This window comes from Spirosoma liriopis, assembly GCF_023196085.1.
GTDB lineage: Bacteria > Bacteroidota > Bacteroidia > Cytophagales > Spirosomataceae > Spirosoma > Spirosoma oryzicola.
Window position 1 is genome coordinate 799,064 of sequence record NZ_JALPRF010000002.1, and the last position, 22,706, is coordinate 821,769.

At 50.8% G+C, this 22,706-nt stretch carries 19 protein-coding genes; 6 read left to right on the forward strand and 13 right to left on the reverse strand.

The window, feature by feature from the left end; translation table 11 throughout:
* Positions 1–401 precede the first annotated feature (401 nt).
* Positions 402–797, forward strand: a complete 396-nt coding sequence (locus M0L20_RS12340; RefSeq protein ID WP_248477251.1) for a T9SS type A sorting domain-containing protein — start codon at positions 402–404, stop codon at positions 795–797.
* Between the two features lie 77 nt (positions 798–874).
* Here M0L20_RS12340 and M0L20_RS12345 read toward each other — a convergent pair whose 3' ends face one another.
* Genes M0L20_RS12345 through M0L20_RS12355 form a run of 3 tightly spaced genes read right to left on the reverse strand, consistent with a single transcriptional unit; the run spans position 875 to position 3,251 of the window.
* Positions 875–2,035 (reverse strand): methionine aminotransferase, encoded by a 1,161-nt coding sequence (locus tag M0L20_RS12345; RefSeq protein ID WP_248477252.1) that lies wholly within the window; start codon positions 2,033–2,035, stop codon positions 875–877.
* A 14-nt stretch (positions 2,036–2,049) separates the two neighbouring features.
* Positions 2,050–2,325 (reverse strand): hypothetical protein, encoded by a 276-nt coding sequence (locus tag M0L20_RS12350; protein WP_232561275.1) that lies wholly within the window; start codon positions 2,323–2,325, stop codon positions 2,050–2,052.
* Between the two features lie 14 nt (positions 2,326–2,339).
* Positions 2,340–3,251 carry a DUF1684 domain-containing protein gene (locus tag M0L20_RS12355; RefSeq protein WP_248477253.1) on the reverse strand — a complete coding sequence of 304 codons (912 nt, stop codon included), beginning with the start codon at positions 3,249–3,251 and terminating at the stop codon, positions 2,340–2,342.
* 603 nt (positions 3,252–3,854) lie between these two features.
* Between M0L20_RS12355 and M0L20_RS12360 the strand changes: the two genes are divergently transcribed.
* The 3 genes from M0L20_RS12360 (at position 3,855) to M0L20_RS12370 (ending at position 7,836) form a co-directional block, all read left to right on the forward strand.
* Positions 3,855–4,538, forward strand: a complete 684-nt coding sequence (locus M0L20_RS12360) for a response regulator transcription factor (protein ID WP_232561277.1) — start codon at positions 3,855–3,857, stop codon at positions 4,536–4,538.
* A 3-nt stretch (positions 4,539–4,541) separates the two neighbouring features.
* Positions 4,542–5,909, forward strand: a complete 1,368-nt coding sequence (locus M0L20_RS12365; RefSeq protein WP_232561278.1) for a HAMP domain-containing sensor histidine kinase — start codon at positions 4,542–4,544, stop codon at positions 5,907–5,909.
* A 310-nt stretch (positions 5,910–6,219) separates the two neighbouring features.
* A complete protein-coding gene (locus M0L20_RS12370) occupies positions 6,220–7,836 on the forward strand; it encodes a SulP family inorganic anion transporter (protein WP_232561279.1) in 1,617 nt (538 codons plus the stop codon).
* A 69-nt stretch (positions 7,837–7,905) separates the two neighbouring features.
* Here M0L20_RS12370 and M0L20_RS12375 read toward each other — a convergent pair whose 3' ends face one another.
* From M0L20_RS12375 to M0L20_RS12415, 9 genes are all read right to left on the reverse strand, one after another.
* Positions 7,906–9,867: a KUP/HAK/KT family potassium transporter gene (locus M0L20_RS12375; protein WP_248477254.1), complete on the reverse strand. Its 1,962-nt coding sequence runs from the start codon at positions 9,865–9,867 to the stop codon at positions 7,906–7,908.
* Positions 9,868–9,897: 30 nt separating this feature from the next.
* On the reverse strand, positions 9,898–11,661 hold the full coding sequence (locus M0L20_RS12380) for a sensor histidine kinase (protein ID WP_248477255.1): 1,764 nt from the start codon (positions 11,659–11,661) through the stop codon (positions 9,898–9,900).
* Positions 11,658–12,788 carry a sensor protein KdpD gene (locus tag M0L20_RS12385; protein WP_232561282.1) on the reverse strand — a complete coding sequence of 377 codons (1,131 nt, stop codon included), beginning with the start codon at positions 12,786–12,788 and terminating at the stop codon, positions 11,658–11,660. Before M0L20_RS12385 ends, M0L20_RS12380 begins: the two co-directional genes overlap by 4 nt.
* Positions 12,789–12,805: 17 nt before the next feature.
* Positions 12,806–13,954, reverse strand: coding sequence for a porin (locus M0L20_RS12390; RefSeq protein ID WP_248477256.1), 1,149 nt, complete (start codon positions 13,952–13,954; stop codon positions 12,806–12,808).
* Between the two features lie 92 nt (positions 13,955–14,046).
* Positions 14,047–14,610 (reverse strand): K(+)-transporting ATPase subunit C, encoded by a 564-nt coding sequence (locus M0L20_RS12395; protein WP_248477257.1) that lies wholly within the window; start codon positions 14,608–14,610, stop codon positions 14,047–14,049.
* Between the two features lie 54 nt (positions 14,611–14,664).
* On the reverse strand, positions 14,665–16,749 hold the full coding sequence (kdpB, locus tag M0L20_RS12400; RefSeq protein WP_248477258.1) for a potassium-transporting ATPase subunit KdpB: 2,085 nt from the start codon (positions 16,747–16,749) through the stop codon (positions 14,665–14,667).
* A gap of 81 nt (positions 16,750–16,830) precedes the next feature.
* The gene (kdpA, locus tag M0L20_RS12405) at positions 16,831–18,552 is read right to left on the reverse strand and encodes a potassium-transporting ATPase subunit KdpA (RefSeq protein ID WP_248477259.1); all 1,722 of its coding nucleotides are present in this window, start codon (positions 18,550–18,552) and stop codon (positions 16,831–16,833) included.
* A 69-nt stretch (positions 18,553–18,621) separates the two neighbouring features.
* A complete protein-coding gene (locus M0L20_RS12410; protein WP_341871365.1) occupies positions 18,622–18,732 on the reverse strand; it encodes a potassium-transporting ATPase subunit F in 111 nt (36 codons plus the stop codon).
* Between the two features lie 365 nt (positions 18,733–19,097).
* Positions 19,098–20,438 carry a sigma-54-dependent transcriptional regulator gene (locus tag M0L20_RS12415; protein ID WP_232561287.1) on the reverse strand — a complete coding sequence of 447 codons (1,341 nt, stop codon included), beginning with the start codon at positions 20,436–20,438 and terminating at the stop codon, positions 19,098–19,100.
* Between the two features lie 508 nt (positions 20,439–20,946).
* On the opposite strand from M0L20_RS12415, the gene M0L20_RS30510 reads away from it, so the two are divergent.
* Positions 20,947–21,138, forward strand: a complete 192-nt coding sequence (locus tag M0L20_RS30510; protein WP_494338092.1) for a hypothetical protein — start codon at positions 20,947–20,949, stop codon at positions 21,136–21,138.
* Here M0L20_RS30510 and M0L20_RS12420 read toward each other — a convergent pair.
* On the reverse strand, positions 21,088–21,249 hold the full coding sequence (locus M0L20_RS12420; protein ID WP_248477260.1) for a hypothetical protein: 162 nt from the start codon (positions 21,247–21,249) through the stop codon (positions 21,088–21,090). The genes M0L20_RS30510 and M0L20_RS12420 overlap by 51 nt on opposite strands.
* Before the next feature lie 27 nt (positions 21,250–21,276).
* On the opposite strand from M0L20_RS12420, the gene M0L20_RS12425 reads away from it, so the two are divergent.
* Positions 21,277–22,641: an oligosaccharide flippase family protein gene (locus M0L20_RS12425; RefSeq protein ID WP_248477261.1), complete on the forward strand. Its 1,365-nt coding sequence runs from the start codon at positions 21,277–21,279 to the stop codon at positions 22,639–22,641.
* The last annotated feature ends 65 nt before the right edge of the window (positions 22,642–22,706 follow it).

The following is a 22,706-nucleotide window of genomic DNA, read 5'->3' on the forward strand; positions in this document are numbered from 1 at the left end:
AAAGAACTCAACAAAATAACATGGATCGAATGCCAAAACGGTTATAAGGTCAATTAAAAGGTTGTTAAATATACTTAGTATTTTCTGACTAATGGCTTAAAGTAAGTCTTTGACTTCCGGGGCTATATAACCCTGCTTAGCCGGTAGGTATTTGTCAGAGATCAGTATTTTAGAGAGCCGTTCACGACAGTGTCAGCCAAGATTAGTTGTTAGAAGCGGTTATCAAATAGAAGACGCCCAATAGTCCGTTTGCTCAGTCGTCCTTGCTTTGATACCACTCATCCCGGCAAGCAACCGCTCCGGTAGTTTGTAATGCATAGTACTAGCTAGAGCCTATATCTTTGTTTCACCAATCAGAGCAACATTAACTACCTTTTGAACACAGCAAAAAATCTACTGCCATGAAAACGATCATCAAATCCCTGTTCTTTGCTCTTTCAGTAAGTGTACTTACTTCATTCGCAGCCCTGGCCGAAGGTAATCCTGAACGCCCCGCAACCGCAGCCTCGTTTAAATCCGGTGTGTACACCACAACGCAGGGTAAACTAAGCATCGCACTTGATAAGCAGACGGGGGGCACCGTCGATGTTCGGTTGAAAAACTCGGAAGGTGCAATTGTGTACAGTAAGCGCCTGAGCAAGAACGAAAGTACGTGCCGAATGCGCCTGGACATGAGTGAGTTACCGGACGGTGCTTACCAGTTGGAAATTACCAATGGCGTAGAGATGACGAAGCAGAACGTAACGCTATCAACTAAAAAGCCAACCATGCCTAGTCGTCTGGTAGCCGTTAATTAATAAACTGGACCTGATGTACAGTAAAAGCCCCGCCAGATTGGATTGGTGGGGCTTTTCTTTTGAGAAAATAGGGGATGCTATAGCTTACTGAGCCGTTCGGCGGCTTCCTGCAATACGGCATCGTCTTTGGCGAAGCAGAACCGCAAAATTCGGTAGTCGTTCTTTTGCTGGTAAAAAACAGACACGGGGATGGAAGCTACACCAATTTCTTTGGTCAGTCGCACCGCCAGCTCGTAGTCGGGTTCATCGCTGATGGCAGCGTAGGAAACCGTCTGAAAAAAGCTGCCTTCCGCCGGTTGGAACTGAAAACGCGACTGGCGTAAACCGTCCAGAAATAAGTCGCGCTTCCGCTGGTAGAAGTCCGACAAGTGCAGATAGTGTTCCGGCTCTTTCAAATAATCGGCCAGTGCGTACTGAATCGGTGTAACGGTGCTGAACGTCAGATACTGGTGAATTTTTCGGAATTCGGTACTTAACTCCTTCGGAGCCAGACAATACCCAATTTTCCAGCCGGTGATATGAAATGTTTTACCAAACGAGCCGACCACAAACGTGCGTTCCTGTAGCAAAGGGTGCGTCATCAGCGAACGATGAACACGACCGTCGAAGAGAATATGCTCATACACTTCGTCACTGACTACCCAAATGTCGCGCTCCTGAATCAGAGTAGCCAGTTGCTGAAGATCGTCCGCTGTCCAGACGCGCCCGGTTGGATTGTGGGGTGTGTTGACCAGAATCAGCCGGGTTTTGTCCGTGATCTTCTCGCTTACGGCCTGCCAGTCAACCGTATAGTCAGGTGGTGTCAATGACACGTAAACCGGAATCCCACCGTTCAACTCGATGGCGGGTACGTAGCTGTCGTAAGCAGGTTCAAACACAATCACTTCATCGCCAGGCCGGACCACCGCCGTAATAGCCGCAAAAATAGCTTCCGTCGCGCCTGATGTGATAGTTACTTCATTGTCAGGGTCGTAGGCAACGTTGTAAAGTTCGAACGTTTTCTGAGCAAGGGCTTCGCGTAAGGCCGGTACACCCGTCATCGGCGCATACTGGTTGAAGCCTGTCCGCAAGTACCGTTCTGCGAAGGCCACTAGTTCGGGCGAGCAATCGAATCCCGGAAACCCCTGTGACAGGTTGATGGCTCCGTTTTCGGCTGCCAGCTTCGACATGACCGTGAAGATGGTCGTACCAACGTGGGGAAGCTTCGAGACAAGTCCTGGCCCGGCTATCGTATTCATAAGTTTACTGGTAATTAAGGTAATAGTTCGTGAAGCGCCAGGTCGATCGGTTGCAGGTAAGGGTCTAATTCGCTCGACGCTGACAGTACCCGTAGCAGCATTACGTCATGGTTCTGCTGACAAACCCACAATTCCACAAACAAAGCGCCGATGGCATAAAGATGAATCCAGAAGTCAGGAATTTGCCTTACTTGCAGTGCCTGACCCTGCTGCTCGATGGCTTCCAGCTGTTCCTGGTAGGTAAGGCGGTTAAAATAAGCCGCTTTGTTTAGGTTTCGGTCGTTTTGCATCGCACACCTGCCAATCAGTGATCACCGTAACGCTTTTCTCCAGCGGTAACCGATAGAGCCAATTTATTTTGCTTGGGTGGCAACGGACAAGTGGCGTAGGGGGTAAAGGCGCAGGGCGGATTGATCGCCTGGTTGAAATCAAGTACAGTCGTGCCGTCGGCACCAGGCTTATCAACATACAGAAAACGACCGGAACCGTAGGTTTGATGCGCGTTGGTCAAGTCGCCAAACAAGATGAACAGCTTGGGCCCGTCGCCGACTGCGTCGAGCCGGTAGGTCTTTCCTGCTCGCTCAAAAACAAGCGTACCCGCCAGCGCTTGCTGCGACGTCATGCCAAGAACGTCCAGAATAGGAATCGTTTTGGGGACGGATGGAACTTCGAGTTTGGCATTCACCCGCCAGCTTTCATCCACCGGAAAGCGGTCGATACCGTGAAACTCGCTCAGGTATGGGCTGTTCAGATCGCGTAGCCGCACACCGTATTTATCGCCCCGTTTGATGATAAACCACCGCAGCGATCCGTGTGCTAACGTTGTTGAGTGGTCATCAGAGCCAAAAATTGTGATGGGGGCCGTTACGGCCTTGCCATTTGCGGAAACTTCGGCTCCTTTGGCTGGTACGAAGCGAACTTCGCCTTTCTCCAGGTATAATGCTCCCAGATCGACGCGAGCGCCGGCTTCGGGGAAAGATACCGCAAAGTTAGTGCCGCGACCAAGCGAGTTTTTGCCCGGTTCGAGCCAAAACAAGCCCGCCAGATTAAGCCAGCCGTTTTCACTTTTCAAGGAGGTTACGCGCTCCTGGTGCCATTGATCTATCCTGGTGCGATACGCTGGATCATCAACTATCAGTCGGAAACCAGAAGCGGTTATAAGCGTCAGTAATAATGAAGCCGTCAGCCAGCGTGAACAAAGGAAAGTACGTTTCATCAGGTGTCTCATGGTATTTTTTGTGCAAGGACAGAGTAGCTTTGTTAGTAAGTAAATGTATTCTATAGAGTTTATAGATTTATTTTTATGCGTTGAAACGCTTTGTCTGCAAACATAGCCGTTTGTCATTGCCAGTCAACGGTTTTGGCGCTTTTTTTTGTTCCTCCCAACTGATTTACTGTGCGATATACTTTTATTTATAGTTTTTTGGATTTAGGATTGGTGTTATTTAGAACACTCGATAGTAACTGCGAAGAAACGCTTCTCGCTAAAAGCCTGTTTTTCTTGCCCGTTTACAAAAAATTTATCGCTTTTTTGCGTGAACAGCTAAGCTAATTGGTTTATCCATGAATGAGTCTGTACAGTGATCATCGGCGTGGTGTCGGTTTTAAGAAACCGACATCACGCCGATGCTATGACCGTCGACACCGTGCCGAAAGCAATGCCGTCGTGGGTCTATACTACTGAAGCTAGTACTCATTCGTGGTTTTTGGTGTTCAATCTATTTTGCCAATTTCGGACAGTGAGGTTTGGTAAACTATGCGGGTGGCCCTGCCGACACCACAGCCAGGCTGTAAAAATCAATTATCGACACAGGATGTTATGCGAGTTTTAATCGTTGAAGATGAATGGGAAGTGGCATCGCTCATCGAAACGGGTTTGGAAGATTGTGGCTTTATGGCCGACATTGCCGGCGACGCTAAAGAAGCACAACAGCGACTGGCTGAAAACGAATACGATATTGTGGTACTTGACGTGAATTTGCCCGTAATCAGTGGGTTTGATTTATGCCGAATGATTCGCAATCGATTTGATACATTACCGATTCTAATGCTGACTGCGCTGGGTAACACGGACAGTAAACTGAACGGATTCGACGCGGGGGCGGATGATTACCTGGTAAAACCGTTCGAGTTTCGGGAGTTGGTTGCCCGGCTGCGGGCGCTTACCCGGCGCAACTCCGCCCAATCCACCGAAGCGACCGTTCTCCGCATTGCCGATCTTGAATTCAATCAGCAGAGTAAAACCGTAAAGCGTGGTAATCAGAAAATTCTGCTGACAGCGCGTGAACTGACGTTGCTCGAATTTTTTCTCAAAAATCAGAATCGGGCGCTTACCCGAAACGAAATCATCGAGCAGGTCTGGGACCTTAACTTCGATACGGGGACCAATGTCGTTGATGTGTACGTCAATTACCTGCGGAAGAAAATAGACAAGGATTTCGTGCCGAAACTGATTCATACAATCAGCGGAATTGGCTACATCATGCAGGCTTCTGACGACTAACTCATGAAAATACGCGCGCGTCTTTCGCTGACCTTCGTCGGTATAGTGGCTGCCATTCTTCTGCTTTTTTCGTTTGTCGTCTACGCCACCGCTGAGTATTACCGACAGCGGGATTTCTACTTAAGGCTCAGCGATAAGGCCAAAACGACGGCCCGCCTTCTCCTCGACGAAGACGAGATAACGACGCGGCTGCTGCGGGTTATCGAGCAGAACAACCTGACGGCGCTGCCCGAGGAGCAAATCAACGTGTACGGTCAGGATAACCGGATGCTCTACGCGACTCAGGATAGCGCCATTGTGAAGCCGGAAGTGTTGACGCTTATTCGCGAAAAGAAAGAGGTTTTCTTCCGGGAGAAGCGCAAAGAAATCATCGGGTTCATTCATGTGCACAACAAGCAGGAGTACATACTCGTAGCATCCGCTCACGATCAGTACGGATTGGAAGAAATGCAGCATTTGGGGGCCATTATGGTGATGGGGTTGCTGTGTAGTCTGGCCCTGATGGGTGCTGCGGGCTGGGCGTACGCGGGACGTTCGCTACGACCTATTTCGGATGTGGTTCAGCAAGTTAGCCGGATTACAGCTTCTAATCTGGATCAACGGGTATCGGCGGGGAATGATCATGACGAATTATCGCAGTTGGCGCACACGTTCAATCTGATGCTCGACCGGGTCCAGGAAGCGTTTGAGATGCAGCGCAATTTCGTTTCAAACGCGTCTCATGAACTGCGAACTCCGCTGACCATCATTACCGGACAGATCGAAGTAACCTTACTGAAACGACGTACGGTTGAGGAGCACGAAGCCAAATGGAAAGCGGTGCTTGAGGTGATTCACCGGATGAATAAACTGACCAATAATTTGCTGGATCTGACGCTGGTGAATCTGGAATCGACCCCGTTGAAATTCAGCGAGGTATCCGTGGACGAGGTTATCTACCAGGCCTCGCAGATGCTGGCTAATCGCCAGCCCGATTACTCAGTCGTGTTCTCTTTTGCCGGACAGATGGAGACGATACAACCGTCGCTGACTATTGCGGGTAACAAGTCGCTGTTGTATTCGGCTTTTTTTAACCTGATGGAAAACGGGTGCAAGTTTTCCGAAAACAAGCAGGTGCAGGTCACGCTTGGGGCCAACGAGCGCTGGGTAACCGTGGTATTCAAAGACGAAGGAGTCGGCATCCTCGAATCAGACATCAAACGCATCTATGAGCCATTTTTCCGCGCTGAGAACGTAAAAAGGATTCACGGACACGGAGTCGGCCTACCGCTGACCTATCGAATCATTCAGCTTCATCGCGGTCAGATCGAAGTGACATCCGAAATAAACCGGGGTACTACGTTCACCGTTCACCTGCCCAAAAAGTTCTAATCGATTTCTAATCAATCTCTAATCGGTTTCTCATCACCTTCTAACTAGTCCCTAATGAACCCCGTTAGCCATTGTGCTAACTTTGTTGGGGTGGAAAAACTGTGCCTTATCGGCTGACTTGAGGTATGAGAAACAACGGCAAAAAAACGAAGAAATACATCCTCTGGCTGAACTGTCTTCCGGGAGTTTATCGGCTTTCGTGGGTAATAGCCGAACGAGTAACAGTACCTTCTATGCAAAACTAAACGCCAAAAATAAGGCAGGTAAAATCATACGTCTATCCCGCACAACCAAAAAGCTCAACGCAAAAATGGAGACAAAGAAGAGTTTTCTTCAAACAATTGATTTTAGTAATCTACAAGGTGATTTTCGGGGCGGAGCCATCTCATTCCTGGTGGCTGTGCCGCTGTGTCTGGGTATCGCGCTGGCGTCGGGCGCTCCACTTTTCGCGGGTATAATTGCCGGAATTGTCGGGGGCATCGTTGTCGGAGCTTTTAGCCGGTCGGCCGTCAGTATTTCAGGGCCAGAAGCCGGGTTGATCATCGTGACGCTCAGTGCAATTCAGGCATTGGGGTCCTTTCCGGCTTTTTTGCTGGCTACCTGTCTGGCCGGCCTGATTCAGATCGGATTAGGCTTCGCCAAAGCCGGGATGATTAGTAACTTTTTTCCGTCCTCGGTCATCAAGGGAATGCTGGCTGGGATTGGTATTATTTTGATTATAAAACAATTGCCACACCTGGTTGGCTACGATGCCGATGCGGCAGAAGGCTTTGCACTTTTTCAGCCCGGCAATTTCAATATTATTGAACAGTTGCGCATGGCACTCGGTCAGTTCCGGGCCGTAGCGATTCTGATTGCGGTGCTATCGCTGGGTATCTTCTTTTTGTGGGAGCGTCCGGCTCTTCGGCAACGGGCCTTTGTTAAAAACGTACCCGCTGCGTTGGTGGTAGTTTTGTTGGGTATCGGGATCAACGAGTTTTTTCGGATGGGCTTTCCCGAGTGGGCATTGCGGGGAAATCACCTGGTGCAACTGCCGGTGCCCGAAAGCGCGGCTGCCTTCCTGAACTTATTCACGTTCCCTGATTTCTCGCAATGGAACAATCCGTTGGTATACACTTCGGCGGTGTCTATCGCGTTGGTTGCTAGTCTGGAAGCCCTCCTGGCTATCGAAGCATCCGACGAACTGGACCCGCTAAAACGTAAAACACCTACGAATCATGAGTTGAAAGCACAGGGCATCGGTAACCTGGTTAGCGGCCTCGTTGGGGGGATACCACTCACGTCGGTTATTGTGCGAAGTTCGGTTAGTATCAACGCGGGTGCTCGTACAAAAGTGGCCGCGCTGGTGCACGGTACGCTGCTGCTGGTGTGCGTGGTAACGCTGCCTACGCTCCTGAATAAAATTCCCTGGGCAAGTCTGGCGGCTATTTTGCTCGTCACGGGTTATAAACTGGCGCGGATCGAGGTCGTCAAAGGCGTTTTTGCCCAGGGTATGTCGAAATTCATTCCGTTCGTAGTAACGGTCGTTGCCATATTACTGACCGACCTGCTGATCGGTATCGGGATTGGTATGGTAGCAGGTATCTTTTTCATCCTGCGCGATCATTACCTCAACGCGCACCGGGTCCGGACGCATTGGGACAGCGACAAAGACAAAACGCGGATTTACGTACGGCTTGGCGATCACGTATCATTTCTTAGCAAAGCCCGACTGATGAAGTTGCTGAAAGGAGTACCCGACAATGCAATTGTTGAGATCGACGGAACGAACTCTTCGTACATCGACAGCGACGTTGTGACGGCTATTCAGAATTTCGGTGGTGTGGCTAAACAGCGAAACATTCAGCTTATTTTCCGGCAGGAACAGCGGAACGATTATCCGTTCAGCCATTCTCGTGCGGATATAGCAATGGAGGTAATTGAGTAACTCAGAAACATAAGGAAACCAAAAACGACTCAGGCCATTTCTGCGAGGAATGGTCTGAGTCGTTTTTGATTAATTGCGTTCTCGGATCAGCGCAATATTTTTAGGAATGGAGAAGAGGAGCGGTACGTCTTCTACCACGATGTTGTTCGTATCCAGCCCATACGCTGGCGCTTCGTGCAACGCCGTCCGCCGGATCAGGAAATAACTGTTCATGATAAGCTTCTGGCCGAGGGGCAGGTCGTTTTCGTAGGAAAGAAACGTCTTAAAGACTACAAACCGGAAATCGCCCGTTAATTTCTTTTTGCTCAACGATTGGTAGCGGCTGGTAATTTCGACTTCCTTGTCTTTGACCATATCCTCGACAACAAGCCGGAAAAACAAATTCAGGCGCGGTTCGATGCGGAATCCCAGGAAGAATTTGATGTAGTACACGTCCTGATCGGCCAGCGTTTCTACTTTGTAGCGCATGGTAAACGGCTCGTCCATAACCTCTACGTGCAACAACCAATAGACATCGGCTCGTTTGGGCGATCGGTATAAGATCGACTCAATTGTTTCGGTTTCGATCTGGTCGGCACTATCAGAACTGGTCAGGTACACAAGGTGAGTCGCGTATTTCGGGACGGTTGTGTCGTTACTGAGTTCTTTGAGCGTTTCCAGGAAGGGAGGTAGCGGTTCGAACTGAACAAAACTGTGCTTGAGCTCTTTACCACGGTGCCAGAGCGTCATCACCGTAATAAGAATCAACCCCAGGAGAATTGATATCCAGCCGCCTTCTTCGAACTTAATCAGATTGGCGATCAGAAACGAGCTTTCGATACCCAGGAAGAGCAGGGTTATGGCGAGGGTCAGCAACGGATTAACGCGCTTTATGCGAAGGTAAGCGTTCATCAGCACGGTAGACATGAGCATGGTGAGCGTTACGGCCAAACCGAAGGCAGCTTCCATATTTTTCGACTCCCGAAAGTGAAGTACCACGCCGATACAACCCGCCATCAAAAGCCAGTTGATCTGTGGAATGTACAATTGCCCCCGGAAATCAGTCGGGTAGACCACGCGCTGACGGGGCCAGAGCTTGAGCCGTATCGCTTCGCCAATTAGCGTAAATGATCCGCTGATAAGTGCCTGACTGGCAATAATGGTGGCGAGTGTGGCAATGCCGATGGCAAAGATCAGCAACGAGGGCGGTACAATTTCGTAGAAAGAACTCGTCGGGCCGAGCTGTTTTCCCAAATGCTGCATCAACCAGGCTGCCTGCCCGGCGTATGATAGCAGAAGCATCAGTTTCACAAAGCCCCAACTAACCCGGATATTACCCCGACCGCAGTGTCCCATGTCCGAATAGAGTGCTTCGGCTCCGGTCGTGCAAAGGAAAACACCACCCAACAGCCAGAATCCTCCGGGGTAGTCGCGCAGCAAGGTAACAACATGCCACGGGTTCAGGGCACGTAACACCCCCGGATGCTGCACCAGCGATAAGAATCCGATAATACCGATAAAGGCAAACCAGACAACCATGATTGGGCCAAATAACCGGCCAAGCCATTGCGTGCCAAACTGTTGCGTAATGAACAGCAAAACGATGATCGCGAGTACAATCGGAACGGTGTCGAGTTTGGGATAATAAATCAGCAAGCCTTCGATAGCCGATGATACGGAAATGGGGGGCGTAATGATGCCATCAGCAAGGAGAAAGCTGCCACCGACAATTGCTGGATAAAGCATCCACCGTCCCGTGTATCGGCGCACGAGGGTGTACAGCGAGAAAATACCGCCCTCGCCATTGTTATCGGCATTGAGGGTGATGATCACGTACTTAAGCGTAGTCTGAAACGTTAGTGTCCAGAAAACAGCGGAGAACGAGCCAAGGACTAGATTTTCCGTCAGGATGCGTTCGCCGAAGATGGCTTTGTAGGTGTAGAGGGGCGATGTGCCGATGTCGCCGAAGACGATACCAATCGAAATTAGTAAGCCTTGTAAAGAAACTTTATTGAGATGAGAATGGGCAGAAGGTAGCGAAGCCGAGTTCATGCTGCAAAGCAAATTAAATCTAATCAGGCGTTAAGTACCGGGTAATCGAAAAAAGAAAACGGCTCCGGCTTCTGGGTCGGTTCGTAGCCCGATTTCGCCACCCATCGACTCGATAAATTCTTTCGAGATAGCGAGTCCCAGCCCTGTACCACTCGATTGCCCGTTGTTGCCCGGTGCCCGAAAATAACGGTCGAAAATACGATCCCGGTGCTCAGGACGAACCCCGGCTCCATAATCGCGGACTTCAAACTCGACCTGCTTACCAAGCGAAGAAACCGACACATCGATTTTGTTTTCCTCGGGGCTATGGCGTACGGCATTCGATAGAAAATTGACCAGTACCCAGGAGACTTTATCCGGATCGGCTTTTACTGTTGGTAGGTCGGCGGGCGCATGAATGGCAAAATGAACGTGTTTTTGGCTGGCTGACACCTGAAGCGCCCGGGTTGCGTACCGGACAATGTCCATCGGCGCTACGTTTTCGATCTTGAGTTGAATCTGTCCGGATTCGACCTGCGCCATATTGACCAGTTCGCTTGTAATGCTGAGCAGCCGCTCGGCATCATCGCGGACGTGGCCGATGAGTTGCTTTTGTTCGACGTTCAGTTCGCCAATGCGATTGTCTTCCAGAAGTTTTAAACTCAGTTTGATGCTGCTGATCGGTGTTTTCAGCTCATGCGAAACCGTAGCAATGAAGTTGGTTTTAGCCTGATCAAGTTCTTTAAACGGAGTAATGTTTTCGAGCATGATGACCCAACCCGCCGGACGTAATTCACCGTCGCCGGTGGGAGCGACCGTAACCGCATGAATTTGTTTGTTGAAAAAGCTTTCTTTGCCAGCGCCATCTAGCCCCGGATCGTAGATTTTCAACAGGCCGTTATAAGTCGGCTGACTGGGTGCTTCGGTCCAGTGTTCGGCCATGAGGTCCTGAATCAGCGTGCGTAGCAGGTCGTTGACGGATGCCACATCGGGCGCATAGCGTCCAACCAGCTTGGCTTCGTCAATGCCGAGCAGGCGGCACGCAACCGGATTGGCGAACAGGATTTTTTTGTTTTCGTCGAGGCCAATAATGCCGTCGCTCATCAGTTGAATCAGCGTATCGATCCGCTTTTTCTCAAACAGCAGCTTAGCCAGGTTCGAATGTTCGTACTCGTCCAGCTTCTGCGCCATCGAGTTGAACGACCGCGCCAATTCGCCAAACTCGTCACTCGACCGAAAATGCAATCGCTCTTCAAAATTGCGGCTGGTTATTTCCCGAATCCCTCGGGTTAGCTCCCGAACGGGTCGGGCAATGTAGCTGGGGAAATTAATGATAAACGAAAAGACGATCAGAAAGCAGATAGTACCCACCACGGCCAGCAGCAGCAGCGCGTCCGTAGCGGTTTTTTCGGCGGTACCGTTCTTTCGGAACATAGCCTGCCGGTTGATGTCATCAAGCTGGAGCAAAGCCGATTGCAATCGTTTCAGGGCTGCTGAGTCGGCGGGTATCGTCTTTAGCCGGTTAAAATCGCGTCGTAAAGCGGTGGTAAGTTCCTGCTCGCCTTCTTCCGTTACATTGGCTTCCTGCTTCATCAAATTCTCGTTGAACCGGTGCAGGGCGTCGGGGTCGGTAGCCCGGTCAAGCAGGGCTTTCTGCATGTCGCTGGTGTACTGAAGCGAGCTGTAATTGTCTTTTAGAATCGCCTGCGAATCGTCGGCTAGCTCATGGAGATAATAAGCTCCCAGCCCGCCGAGTCCGAGAATGATGGCGAACATAAAGCCTAAGCCGAGCGATATTTTTGCTTTAATCGTCATGACAGAATAATCAGGTCGGTAGCGGAGTCAGATAGTTTATTCAGCAATTGGTTAAAGGCGTTCGTGCGTAAAATGACCTGAATTAAGGTAATGTGTGGTTTCCCAATGCATACGGTGGTGACTTTTCGTTGCTCCGCCGTTTCGGCAATAGCGCTGACAATGTTCTTGCTTTTCACCTGTATTACTTCCGCCCCCAGCTCCGTCGCCAGTTTAAGATTGTTGATCAAATAGCGCTGCACATCCAGTTTGATTCGGTCGGCGTCTTCGTCGGGTGTCTGAACGTAGAGCACAAACCAGCGGGATTGGTAGTAACTCGCTAGCCGTGCCGTTTTGCGAATGACCCGCCGGGCTACCTCGTGGTTACTGCTGATAGCCGCCAGAAACCGTTCTGGCTTCAACTGCGTGCTGGGCGACACCTGTGTTTCGATCTTGCGCTCGACGGCGGTAGCCACTTCTTTGAGTGCTAACTCGCGAAGTTGCAGGATCTTATCGGGCTGAAAAAAGTTGCCCAGCGCCGTTTCGACTTTCGCCCGGTCATAGATCTTACCGTCTTTAAGCCGGGTAATCAGCTCATCGGCAGTCAGGTCGATATTGACCACTTCATCGGCCATCTGAAGCACCCGGTCAGGCACGCGTTCGGTTACGTCGATGGCCGTAATCTGACGGACGGCGGAGTAAAGGCTTTCGATGTGCTGAATATTAACCGCGCTAATCACATTGATGCCCGCATCCAGAATCTCCAGGACATCCTGCCAGCGTTTTTCGTTTTTCGAACCCGGAATATTCGTATGCGCCAGTTCGTCAACGATGACCAGTTCAGGGTGTAAATTGATCACCGCCTGCAAATCCATCTCATCGAGTTCGCGCCCCTTGTAAAACAGCCGACGGCGGGCAATAACGGGTAAACCCGTAACCAGCGCCTGGGTTTCGGCCCGGTTATGGGTTTCGACAAAGCCAATCCGGACATCAATGCCCCCGCGCAACAAGGTGTGCGCTTCCTGCAACATCCGGTATGTTTTACCTACGCCGGCACTCATACCAATGTAAATTTTGAACTTCCCCCGCCTGGACTGGCGGAGGAGGTTCAAAAAATGTTCGGCGTTCTGATCGCGGTTGTCGCTCAGCATTACGGGACGATTGACGGCTAGAACGAAACAGCCAGACTGGTTGTCAGCGACGTATTGGTCCGGCTAAGGTTGCTAGTGGATTCAAAGATAGCGTCTTGGCTATTATAGAGTTTACCTTCGATGCGGAACACCGCCGAGGGCAGGATAAAGTAATCGACGTTGAGCGAATACCCCCAGGTTTTAAAGCCGTTCGGTGTACCCGTGGCAATGATGACCCCATTTTTGTCGTCGTAGTATTCAACGCGTCCCGCCAGTTTCAGCGCGTCGCTGATCGAGTACCGCACGATAGCCACGGGCGAATACCAGACGTAGCTACCAGTACCAAACCGCTGATTGTTGGAGTCGACGGGTTTGCGGTCAGCACCAATATCGAAGCCGAGAATGGCGCTGACCTTCCGGTTGGAGTTCAGGATAGCATAGACATTATTGTAGAAACGCGTTTGCTTGAGCGAGTCGGGACGGTCACTGCCGAGGAACGTGCTCCAGTTCAGGACAACGTTGGCGTTGGGTTTGTACTGCACCTGCGTGCTGAGGGCAGGACCCGAATAGCCGGGCAATTTTGCAATTCGCTGCCAGCCATTAACGACGGAGCCAAGCAACGTCCATTTGCCGTTCGGCGTGTTGTAGGTCAGCTTGGCTCCCGACAGGTAGTAAGGCGAATTTTCGGCTACCAGGCTGCGGGTCAGCGTCCAGCAATCTTTCGAGATGGCGCTTTCGAAACCGATGTGCGATCCGAATATACCCGCGTCCAGCCATAAATCGCGCGATTTGCTCAGCTTAACACCCGCATTTGCTTCAAACACGTTTCGTAACAATGGTTGTTCAGCCGCGTAGTTGTATTGGGCATACGTACCGACCTGGATCGCCAGATTAGCCCGTACGCGTTCGGCGCTGTAGGCGGCTTTCAGGAAGGCTAGGTTGATGTTGATTTCTCGGTTACGCTTGTGGTTGTACAGAAAGCCGGGCCGTTCCTGGCTGGTTTTGGGAGCCGTAAAATCGTGGGTATAATAGGCTTCTGCGTAGCCACTAATGGTAAGCCCCCCATTGGCTGGTGGGGTTGGAGTCGTGGTTGTAACAATTGTCGTATCTGTGGTTGTTTGTGCCCAGCAGGGGAGGGTAGCCGCAGCACACGCGGTAGTCAGCATGACGTAAACGAATGGTTTCATGGTTGTTTTGTTGTACTCAATGCACGAAGCGAAAAGAAACTAAATTGTTCAGCGACAGAAGGCTCCGTCGCTAAACGGGAGGGGTTATGGTGTTATTTTAGCTGGTCCAGGGCGACATTCAGTTTCAGGACATTTACTGTAGACGGACCGAACAGTCCCAGCAGTGGACCTTTGGTTTGTTCGTCTACCAGTTGATTCAAGCGTTCGGCACCGATACCCCGGATTTTGGCGATCCGAGCCACCTGAATTTTAGCGGCTGCGGGCGACAAGTCCGGGTCAAGTCCCGAACCCGAAGCGGTGACTAATTCCGCCGGAATGTCTGCCTTCCGAACGCCCGGATTGTGCACCAGAAACGTGTCGATGCGGACCTGAACAGTTTTCAGGTAATCGGGATTGGATGGCCCTTTGTTCGAGCCAGCGGAACCGGTTGCGTTGTAATCGACGGCTGATGGACGGCCGTTAAAATACCGGTCTTCCGTGAATTTCTGACCGACTAGCGCGTATCCGACAACCTTACCGTTAACGGTGACCGTTTCGCCTTTACCACCACCCGGAGCCAATCGGCTGACGCCAGCGATCACAAGCGGATAAATAACGGATAAGATGACCAGCATCACAAGCGTGAGCCGAAGTGCGGGTCCGATGTGCATTTTCATGACGATTAATTTTTTATTGAGCCGTAGCCGGGCTTGCCGGTTGCGAAGTACTATTTAGATGAATAAGCCAATAACCAGGTCGATCAGTTTGATACCGATAAACGGAGCGATAATACCGCCCAGGCCGTAGATAAACAGGTTTCGACGGAGCAGCGCCGATGCGCCAATCGGTTTGTATTCGACGCCCCTTAGTGCTAGTGGAATGAGCATCGGAATAATGATTGCGTTGAAAATAACCGCCGATAGAATCGCTGATTCAGAACTGTGCAGCTTCATAATGTTGATCGCCTGCAAAGCCGGGATCGATACGACGAACAGGGCGGGTACAATGGCGAAGTATTTGGCTACGTCGTTGGCAATCGAGAAAGTCGTCAGCGTACCGCGCGTAATCAGCAATTGTTTACCGATTTCAACGACTTCAATCAGCTTGGTTGGGTCGTTGTCCAGGTCCACCATGTTACCCGCTTCTTTGGCCGCCTGCGTTCCTGAGTTCATCGCAACCCCTACGTCGGCCTGGGCCAGTGCCGGAGCATCGTTGGTACCGTCACCCATCATCGCGACCAGTTTACCCCCGGTTTGCTCGTGGCGGATGTAGTTCATCTTATCTTCCGGTTTGGCTTCGGCGATGAAGTCGTCTACCCCTGCTTTCTGCGCAATAAACTTAGCGGTCAGTGGGTTATCGCCCGTTACCATCACCGTCTTGACGCCCATCTTCCGAAGCCGGTCAAACCGTTCCGAAATGCCGGGTTTAATGATATCCTGCAACTCAATAACACCTTTCACAACTTCATCTTCGGAGACAACCAGCGGTGTGCCCCCGTTGGCGGCAATCTTTTTGGCTTGCTCTTCTGTTGCGCTCGGAAATGGATTGCCCGCCCGTGTCACGATGTTCCGAATGGAGTCGGTAGCCCCTTTGCGAATGCGGGTAATCGAGCCGTTCTGACCCGTTGGAATGTCGATACCCGACGAGCGCGTTTCGGCGGTGAACTTGATTAGCGTAGCGCCATCCGTCGATAAGCGGTTGGTCAATGTTGGACCCCACTCTCCGCTACGCGCCAGCTCAACGATGGATTTTCCTTCCGGCGTTTCGTCGGCCAGCGAACTGAGCGCCGATGCCCGCACCATGTCGTCTTCCGATACGCCTGGAGCCGGGTAAAAATGAGTTGCTTTCCGGTTACCAATCGTGATCGTTCCGGTTTTATCGAGCAGCAAAGTGTCGATGTCGCCCGCTGTTTCGACGGCCCGGCCTGACTTGGCAATAACGTTTGCCCGCAAAGCTCGGTCCATACCCGCAATTCCGATGGCCGACAGTAGCCCGCCAATCGTGGTTGGAATCAGACAGACAAACAAAGAGATCAGGGCCGCAATCGTGATCGGGGTGTTGGCGTAATCGGCAAACGGCTTGAGCGCTACGCAGACGATAATAAAAATCAAGGTAAAACCGGCCAATAGAATCGTCAGGGCGATTTCGTTCGGCGTTTTCTGGCGGCTGGCGCCTTCAACGAGAGCAATCATTTTGTCGAGAAACGATTCGCCCGGCTGCGTAGTAACCTGCACTTTGATCCGATCCGACAGCACTTTTGTACCGCCTGTGACCGACGATTTATCGCCACCGGCTTCGCGAATGACCGGAGCCGATTCGCCCGTAATCGCAGATTCGTCGATGGTGGCCAGCCCTTCAATGATTTCGCCGTCGGCGGGGATGATGTCACCCGGTTCGCAAAGAAAAATATCCCCTTTAGCGAGTTGCGCCGACGAAATAATCTCTACTTCGTTGGTGTACATGTTACCCACCGGACGGACCACTTTAGCGGGCGTTTCCTGCCGCGTTTTGCGGAGCGATTCGGCCTGCGCCTTGCCCCGTGCTTCGGCAATGGCTTCGGCGAAGTTCGCGAACAGGATCGTCAGTAACAGAATCGCGGTAACAGCAATGTTGTAACCCAGCGAGCCTTGGGATGTGTCGCCCGTTGTGGCAATGTAAGCTGTTACCAGCACCATGACCACCGTACCGATTTCGACCGTAAACATGACCGGATTCTTGATCAGAATCGACGGGCTTAATTTAACAAATGACTCCCGGATGGCGGTACCAACGAGTTCACGCTGGAATAAAGAGGGAGAAGATGATTGCTTTGCCATTGTATGGGTATGAACGATGACTCCGTTGATTTCAGGAGTGGTAGCTTCGGGTGAAACCAGCGAGATCAATGAATCAGAAAATCAGTGTTTGAGACTAAAGTACTCGGCCAGCGGACCCAGCGTCAGCGCGGGGAAGAAAGAAAGCGCCGTGATGATGAGGATGACGGCGAAAGTCATCAGGCCAAACGTGGCGGTGTCTACCGGAAGCGTACCGGCTGATTCAGGAACGAATTTCTTTTTGGCGAGCAACCCCGCAATCGCAACTGGTCCGATGATCGGAATGAACCGACCCAGGATCAGGACGATACCCGTTGCGTAGTTCCAGAAAAAATTATTGTCGCCCAATCCTTCGAAGCCCGATCCGTTGTTGGCGTTGGCCGACGTAAATTCATACAGCATTTCGGTGAATCCGTGATTGGCTGGGTTATTGAGCCAGGCCGATGGTTTGACAAGCCAGTCGGACGCGACTCCCGAAACACCGTCGGTGTTGACGAAGTACCACGCGGCCAATGCCGTACCACCTTTGACTAGTAACGTACTCAGGAGCGCTACGACGGACGCAATCTTGATCTCCCGCGCTTCGACTTTCCGTCCGAACAGTTCGGGGGTACGACCGACCATCAGCCCGGAGATAAACACGGCAATGATCAGGTAATAATAGTAGTTCAGGAAGCCGACGCCACAGCCGCCGTAGAACGCATTCGTCATCATACCCAGCAGTTCCATCGTACCCGAAAGTGCCATCGAAGAATCGTGCATGGAGTTGACCGAGCCGGTCGAAATAACGGTTGTCAGAATGCTCCAGTAAGCCGACGCCATTGGTCCAAACCGTACTTCTTTGCCTTCCATCGCCCCCGTAGGCTGGCTAACGCCCAATTGGGCAATCGCCGGGTTGCCGTGTATTTCGGTGATTAGCGTGGGAACGAGCAGGCAAAGCACGCCAAGCGTCATGACGCCATATACTACCCAGGTAAACCGTCTCCGTTTGATCAGGTAACCCAGCGCGAAAAGCATGGAAATCGGCAGGAACACCTGCGCTACCATCTCAACGATGTTGGTGAAGTAATTCGGGTTTTCGAAGGGGTGCGCCGAGTTTGCACCGAACCAGCCACCGCCGTTGGTGCCGACGTGTTTAATAGCGATCATGCCAGCCGCCGGACCGCGCGAAACACCGACCGTGTCGCCCTGCATCGTGACAATGCTGTCTTTCCCGTCGAAGCTGGCTGGTGTTCCGTTGAAGGCCAGTAGCAGGGCAACGATAAAGGAAATTGGCAGTAAAACCCGGGTGATCGCCTTGACGAAGAATACGTAGAAGTTGCCGACCGTCTCGACCACCGTGGGTAAAAAAGACCGGACAATCAGCAGCAGCGAGGCCATACCTGTAGCGGCTGATACAAACATCAGGAAGTTAATGACAAACAGCTGCGTTAGGTAGGTCACGCCCGATTCGCCCGAGTAGTGTTGCAAATCGCAGTTCACCAGAAAGCTGATAGCCGTATTGAACGCCAGATCGGGGGTCATGGATGGGTTACCGTCGGGGTTGAGCGGCAATGTTCCTTGTAGCACGAGCAGCGTGAAGGCAAACGCCAGCCACACCGCATTGATCGTCAAGAGCGCTACCAGGTTTTCTTTCCAGCTCATTTCGCGGGTCGGATCAATACCGCCTAGGCGGTAGATGAACCGTTCCAAAGGGCCGTTGGCGGATTCTCGTTTAAAGACGTTGGCAATGTATTTGCCTAGTGGTATAGCCAGTAAAACGGTTATTCCGTACATAGCCACAACCCCTATTAATTCAGTTGACATTTGTTTTAAAGAGTGAAAGCGTGAATAATCAGCGGAGTATCAGCAACGTCAGCTTTTGCTCGTGGGTGATTAGAATTTTTCGGGTTTTATCAGTACGTACAGCATGTACGCGAAAACCAGAAGCGAGATGATGAATAAGCCGGTAAGCATGAGTATGGAGTGCGGGATTGAATAAGTCATCGAGTGCGTTATTGGCAGATTTTAATTGCCTGATCACTCATTGGCTCAGATGTGTTCAAACCACTCGATGACTTTATAAAAGAATAGGAAGCAGAGCAGGGCCGTTACGATCAAAAGGACGGTTTCCATGAAAGCATTTCTGTTTGGTTCGAACAGGATATGCCAAAAAGTATTCCAGTGAAAAGATAATTAGTTGCTTTGTAAGCTAATCAGCTGGTGATCAATCGACTGTATGTTTTCGGCTTATGTGTTTTAGCAAACGCAGTTGTCCTGACCTTCTCATTTTGGGAAGGTCAATTTTCATTTTGGGAAAGAAGAAACAGGAGATATTGTATGGGATGGCTCGAAAAACGACCAACGCTAAGCTAGCCTAATCGGTATTCTTCGATCTTTCGGTAAAGCGTACTTAAGCCGATACCCAGTAATCGGGCTGCTTCCGCTTTGTTACCGTTTGTGTGGCGTAAAACCTGTTCAATATGATTTTTTTCAACGCTTGTCAGGTCGTACGAAAACGGGGTCGAAGAGGAATTTGAAGGAGATTGAACATCCAGCGGAAGGTATTCAGGCAGTAAGGTTTGTCCGTCGCTGAGGATGACCGCCCGTTCAATGACATTTTTCAATTCGCGGATATTACCCTTCCAGTTATACCGGGTAAGGGCTTCCATAAAAGCCGGGCTTAGGCTCATCTGCCTTTTGCCGATTTTGGCGGCTTCCTGCTGAGTCAGTACTTGGGCAAGCGCCGGAATGTCGTCGCGCCGGTCACGCAGGGGAGGTAGTTCAATGGAAAACACCGAAAGCCGATAGTACAGATCCGACCGAAAAAGGCCCGACTCGGCATCGTGTTTCAGATCGCGATTCGTAGCGGCAACCACGCGCACGTCGGTTTTTGTGGGTTTTGTGTCGCCCACGCGCATAAACTCGTGCGTTTCGAGTACGCGCAATAATTTAGCCTGAAGGTCGAGGGCCATTTCTCCGATTTCATCCAGAAAAATAGTGCCTTTGTTGGCTTCTTCAAACAATCCTTTTTTGTCGCGTGCGGCACCGGTAAAAGCACCCGCACGATGCCCAAAGAGTTCGCTTTCCAGAATTTCTTTGCCCAGTGCACTACAGTTGACGGCAACAAACGACCCCGTCCGGCGGGGGCTGGCCTGGTGAATGGCCTGCGCAAATACTTCCTTACCGGTTCCGGTTTCTCCGGTCAGCAGCACGGTGGTATCGGTCACCGCTACCCGGCGCGCCAGATCCACCGCCTGTTGAATGGCTTTTGAGTGGCCTATGATCTTCTCGAAACCGTACTTCTGCTGGACCTGCTCTTCCAGCCGCTTGATCCGAAATTGCAGTTCCGCTTTTTCGATAGCCCGGCTCACCAGCGGAATGATTTTATCGTTGTCGTCGCCTTTGGTGATGTAGTCGAACGCGCCGTTTTTAATTGCTTTCACGCCGTCGGCAATGGTGCCATACGCGGTCAGTACGATAACCTCCGTAGCTGGTTGCATCTTTTTTACCTGCGCGGTCAGATCGATACCATTGCCATCGGGTAGCTTTACATCGCTGATGACCAACTGCACTTCGGTGCGTTCCAACGTACGAAGCCCGCTCCGGACATCGTCTGCTTCCAGAACCTGATAATCTTCTAACGTCAGGATTCGAGCGAGCAACTGACGGAGTTTAGGTTCGTCGTCAATAATCAGGATGGTGCCAGGCATAGGGGTAAGTGCCGGTTGGGCGTAATGGAGAGGCCGGAGTCGGCTTGATTCGTTCGGCAAAGATGATAAAGCCGTTGAGGATTTTCAGCGCGAGCGACCAAATAAATTACGTACTGATTCGCAGCCAGCTCCGAACCGACACCTTAAACCCGACTGTAACTCGCCGTTCGGTTTTCGCAATAATGACCAACAGGCTGATTGTAGTGGGTGTTTAACCACCAGTTCATTTAGTCAACAGCTCAAGGGTGATGGCTGATTCGTACCACTTCCTAGGAACGTTCGCCGAATTGATTGGAAACAATCTTTTGGGTAAGTCATCGATAGGTTCATCTGGCGATTTGGGGCAAATAATACAGCTTTTGGGACAAATGTTATAGTGGCTGATACATATGTTATAGTCCAGAAAGGACTTGCTCCGTTACCTTTGCCTGTCTTGGCTATTCAACAATTGCCGACAACCCCAGGCATTTAGCCAGGACTGTCCCGTTAATGTTAGAGCAGGGGCTACATCGAATACAGCTTCAACGCGGAAGCGGGCAACCTGATTTCGAAGGATGAGTGGGGTCCCCTGGATGTTCCGCTCTGTAAGCAGGACTGCAATACGTTTAACCAGCGCGATGGCTATTCGTATAGCAACAACAGCAGTTACTCAACCCCGGATCTCGGCTTGCTCCGCCTGAAATTGGGCGTTTTTAACTAAGCGTTGCAGGCCATAGATCGAGTAATTGACAGCGATACTCCACTGGGCTAAGCTACCCTGTAAGAGCGGTTCTTTGTCAGCAAAATCCAGTGAGTGCTGAGCAACATACAACTGATCTTTACCGAATTATCTATCCGCATGCTATCAACGATACGTTATCAGCTACAAACTTATATTAATACAACCCACCCCCGGACCCGGAAAATACACATCAATACCGTATTCAGTTTATTCAGTAAGGCCGGTAGCATGGGGGTATCATTGCTGTTAGTCCCCTTAACGATTGATTACTTATCGGAAGCTACGTACGGTACCTGGGTGACCATTAGCTCAATGACCTCTATGCTCATGTTTTTCGATTTAGGCATTGGCAACGGACTACGCAACAAATTTGCGGAGGCTGTTTCTAAGCAAGATCGCAGGCTAGCACAGACGTTGGTAAGCACCGCCTATGGTATTTTCGGTATCGTGCAAATAGGCTTTATCGTATTGTTTTTTCTCTTCATTAATTACATTCCCTGGGCGCGGTTGCTCAATACGACTATTGATCAGCAGCAATTGCAACTCGTGCTGCTGGTAATGATCGTGGCTATGGCCATCAAATTGGTACTCGACATTCTGACGTATGTGCTGCTGGCGTTGCAGGAGTCGGGCCAGGTAAACGTGATTAATTTTTTGGCGAACGGGCTAGTGCTAATTACTACCTATGCACTTACCCAGTTTAGCCACAACAAGTTGATTTATCTGGCTGCGGTGACGGCCCTAAGTCCGATCCTGGTGCTGCTGGTGAGCGGTATCCTGTTCTATCGATCTCGCCTAACCATATACCGGCCACTGGTTGGACTCATCGACTGGACTCACGCCCGAAGTATCTTATCGCTCGGCTACAAGTTTTTTCTGATTCAGCTCTGTTTTATCGTGGTATTTTATACCGATAATCTACTGATCAATTATCTATTTGGCCCCGTAGCGGTAACCACCTATTCGATTGCCTTTCGCTATTTTATGATTGTCAACACGTTGTTTGGGCTGGTTGCTGTACCCTACTGGTCGGCCTTTACGGAAGCGTCTACCCGGAATGACATAACGTGGATGAAACAGACGTGTCGGCACTTGTACAAGCTGTGGCTAGGCTTAGTGGGCGTGGTGACCTTGATGGTTGTGTTCGCCCAGCCGGTCTATACGCTTTGGGTTGGTCAGCGGGTAAGCGTTCCGGTAGAGCTAAGCAGTAGTTTAGGCTTGTTTGTGATCATTACCAACTGGAATCTGGTAGCCAGCACGGTGCTCAATGGACTAGGCAAAATGCGCTTGCAAGTCTACTATGCCCTCCTGACAGCGGTGACCAACGTTGCTTTAGCGCTGTTTTTCGGTAAGTTCCTGGGGTGGGGGAGTACAGGTGTGGTACTGGCCTCGGTCGTGGCGTTGTTGTGGGGAGCGATTCTGGGTACAATCCAGATGTACAAACTGCTTAAAGGAACGGCCTCTGGCTTCTGGAATCAATAAGCTACTTATTTGATGAAGGCATAACTCATCGGGGCTTAACGTTGTCTGGAAGCATGAACGAGAGA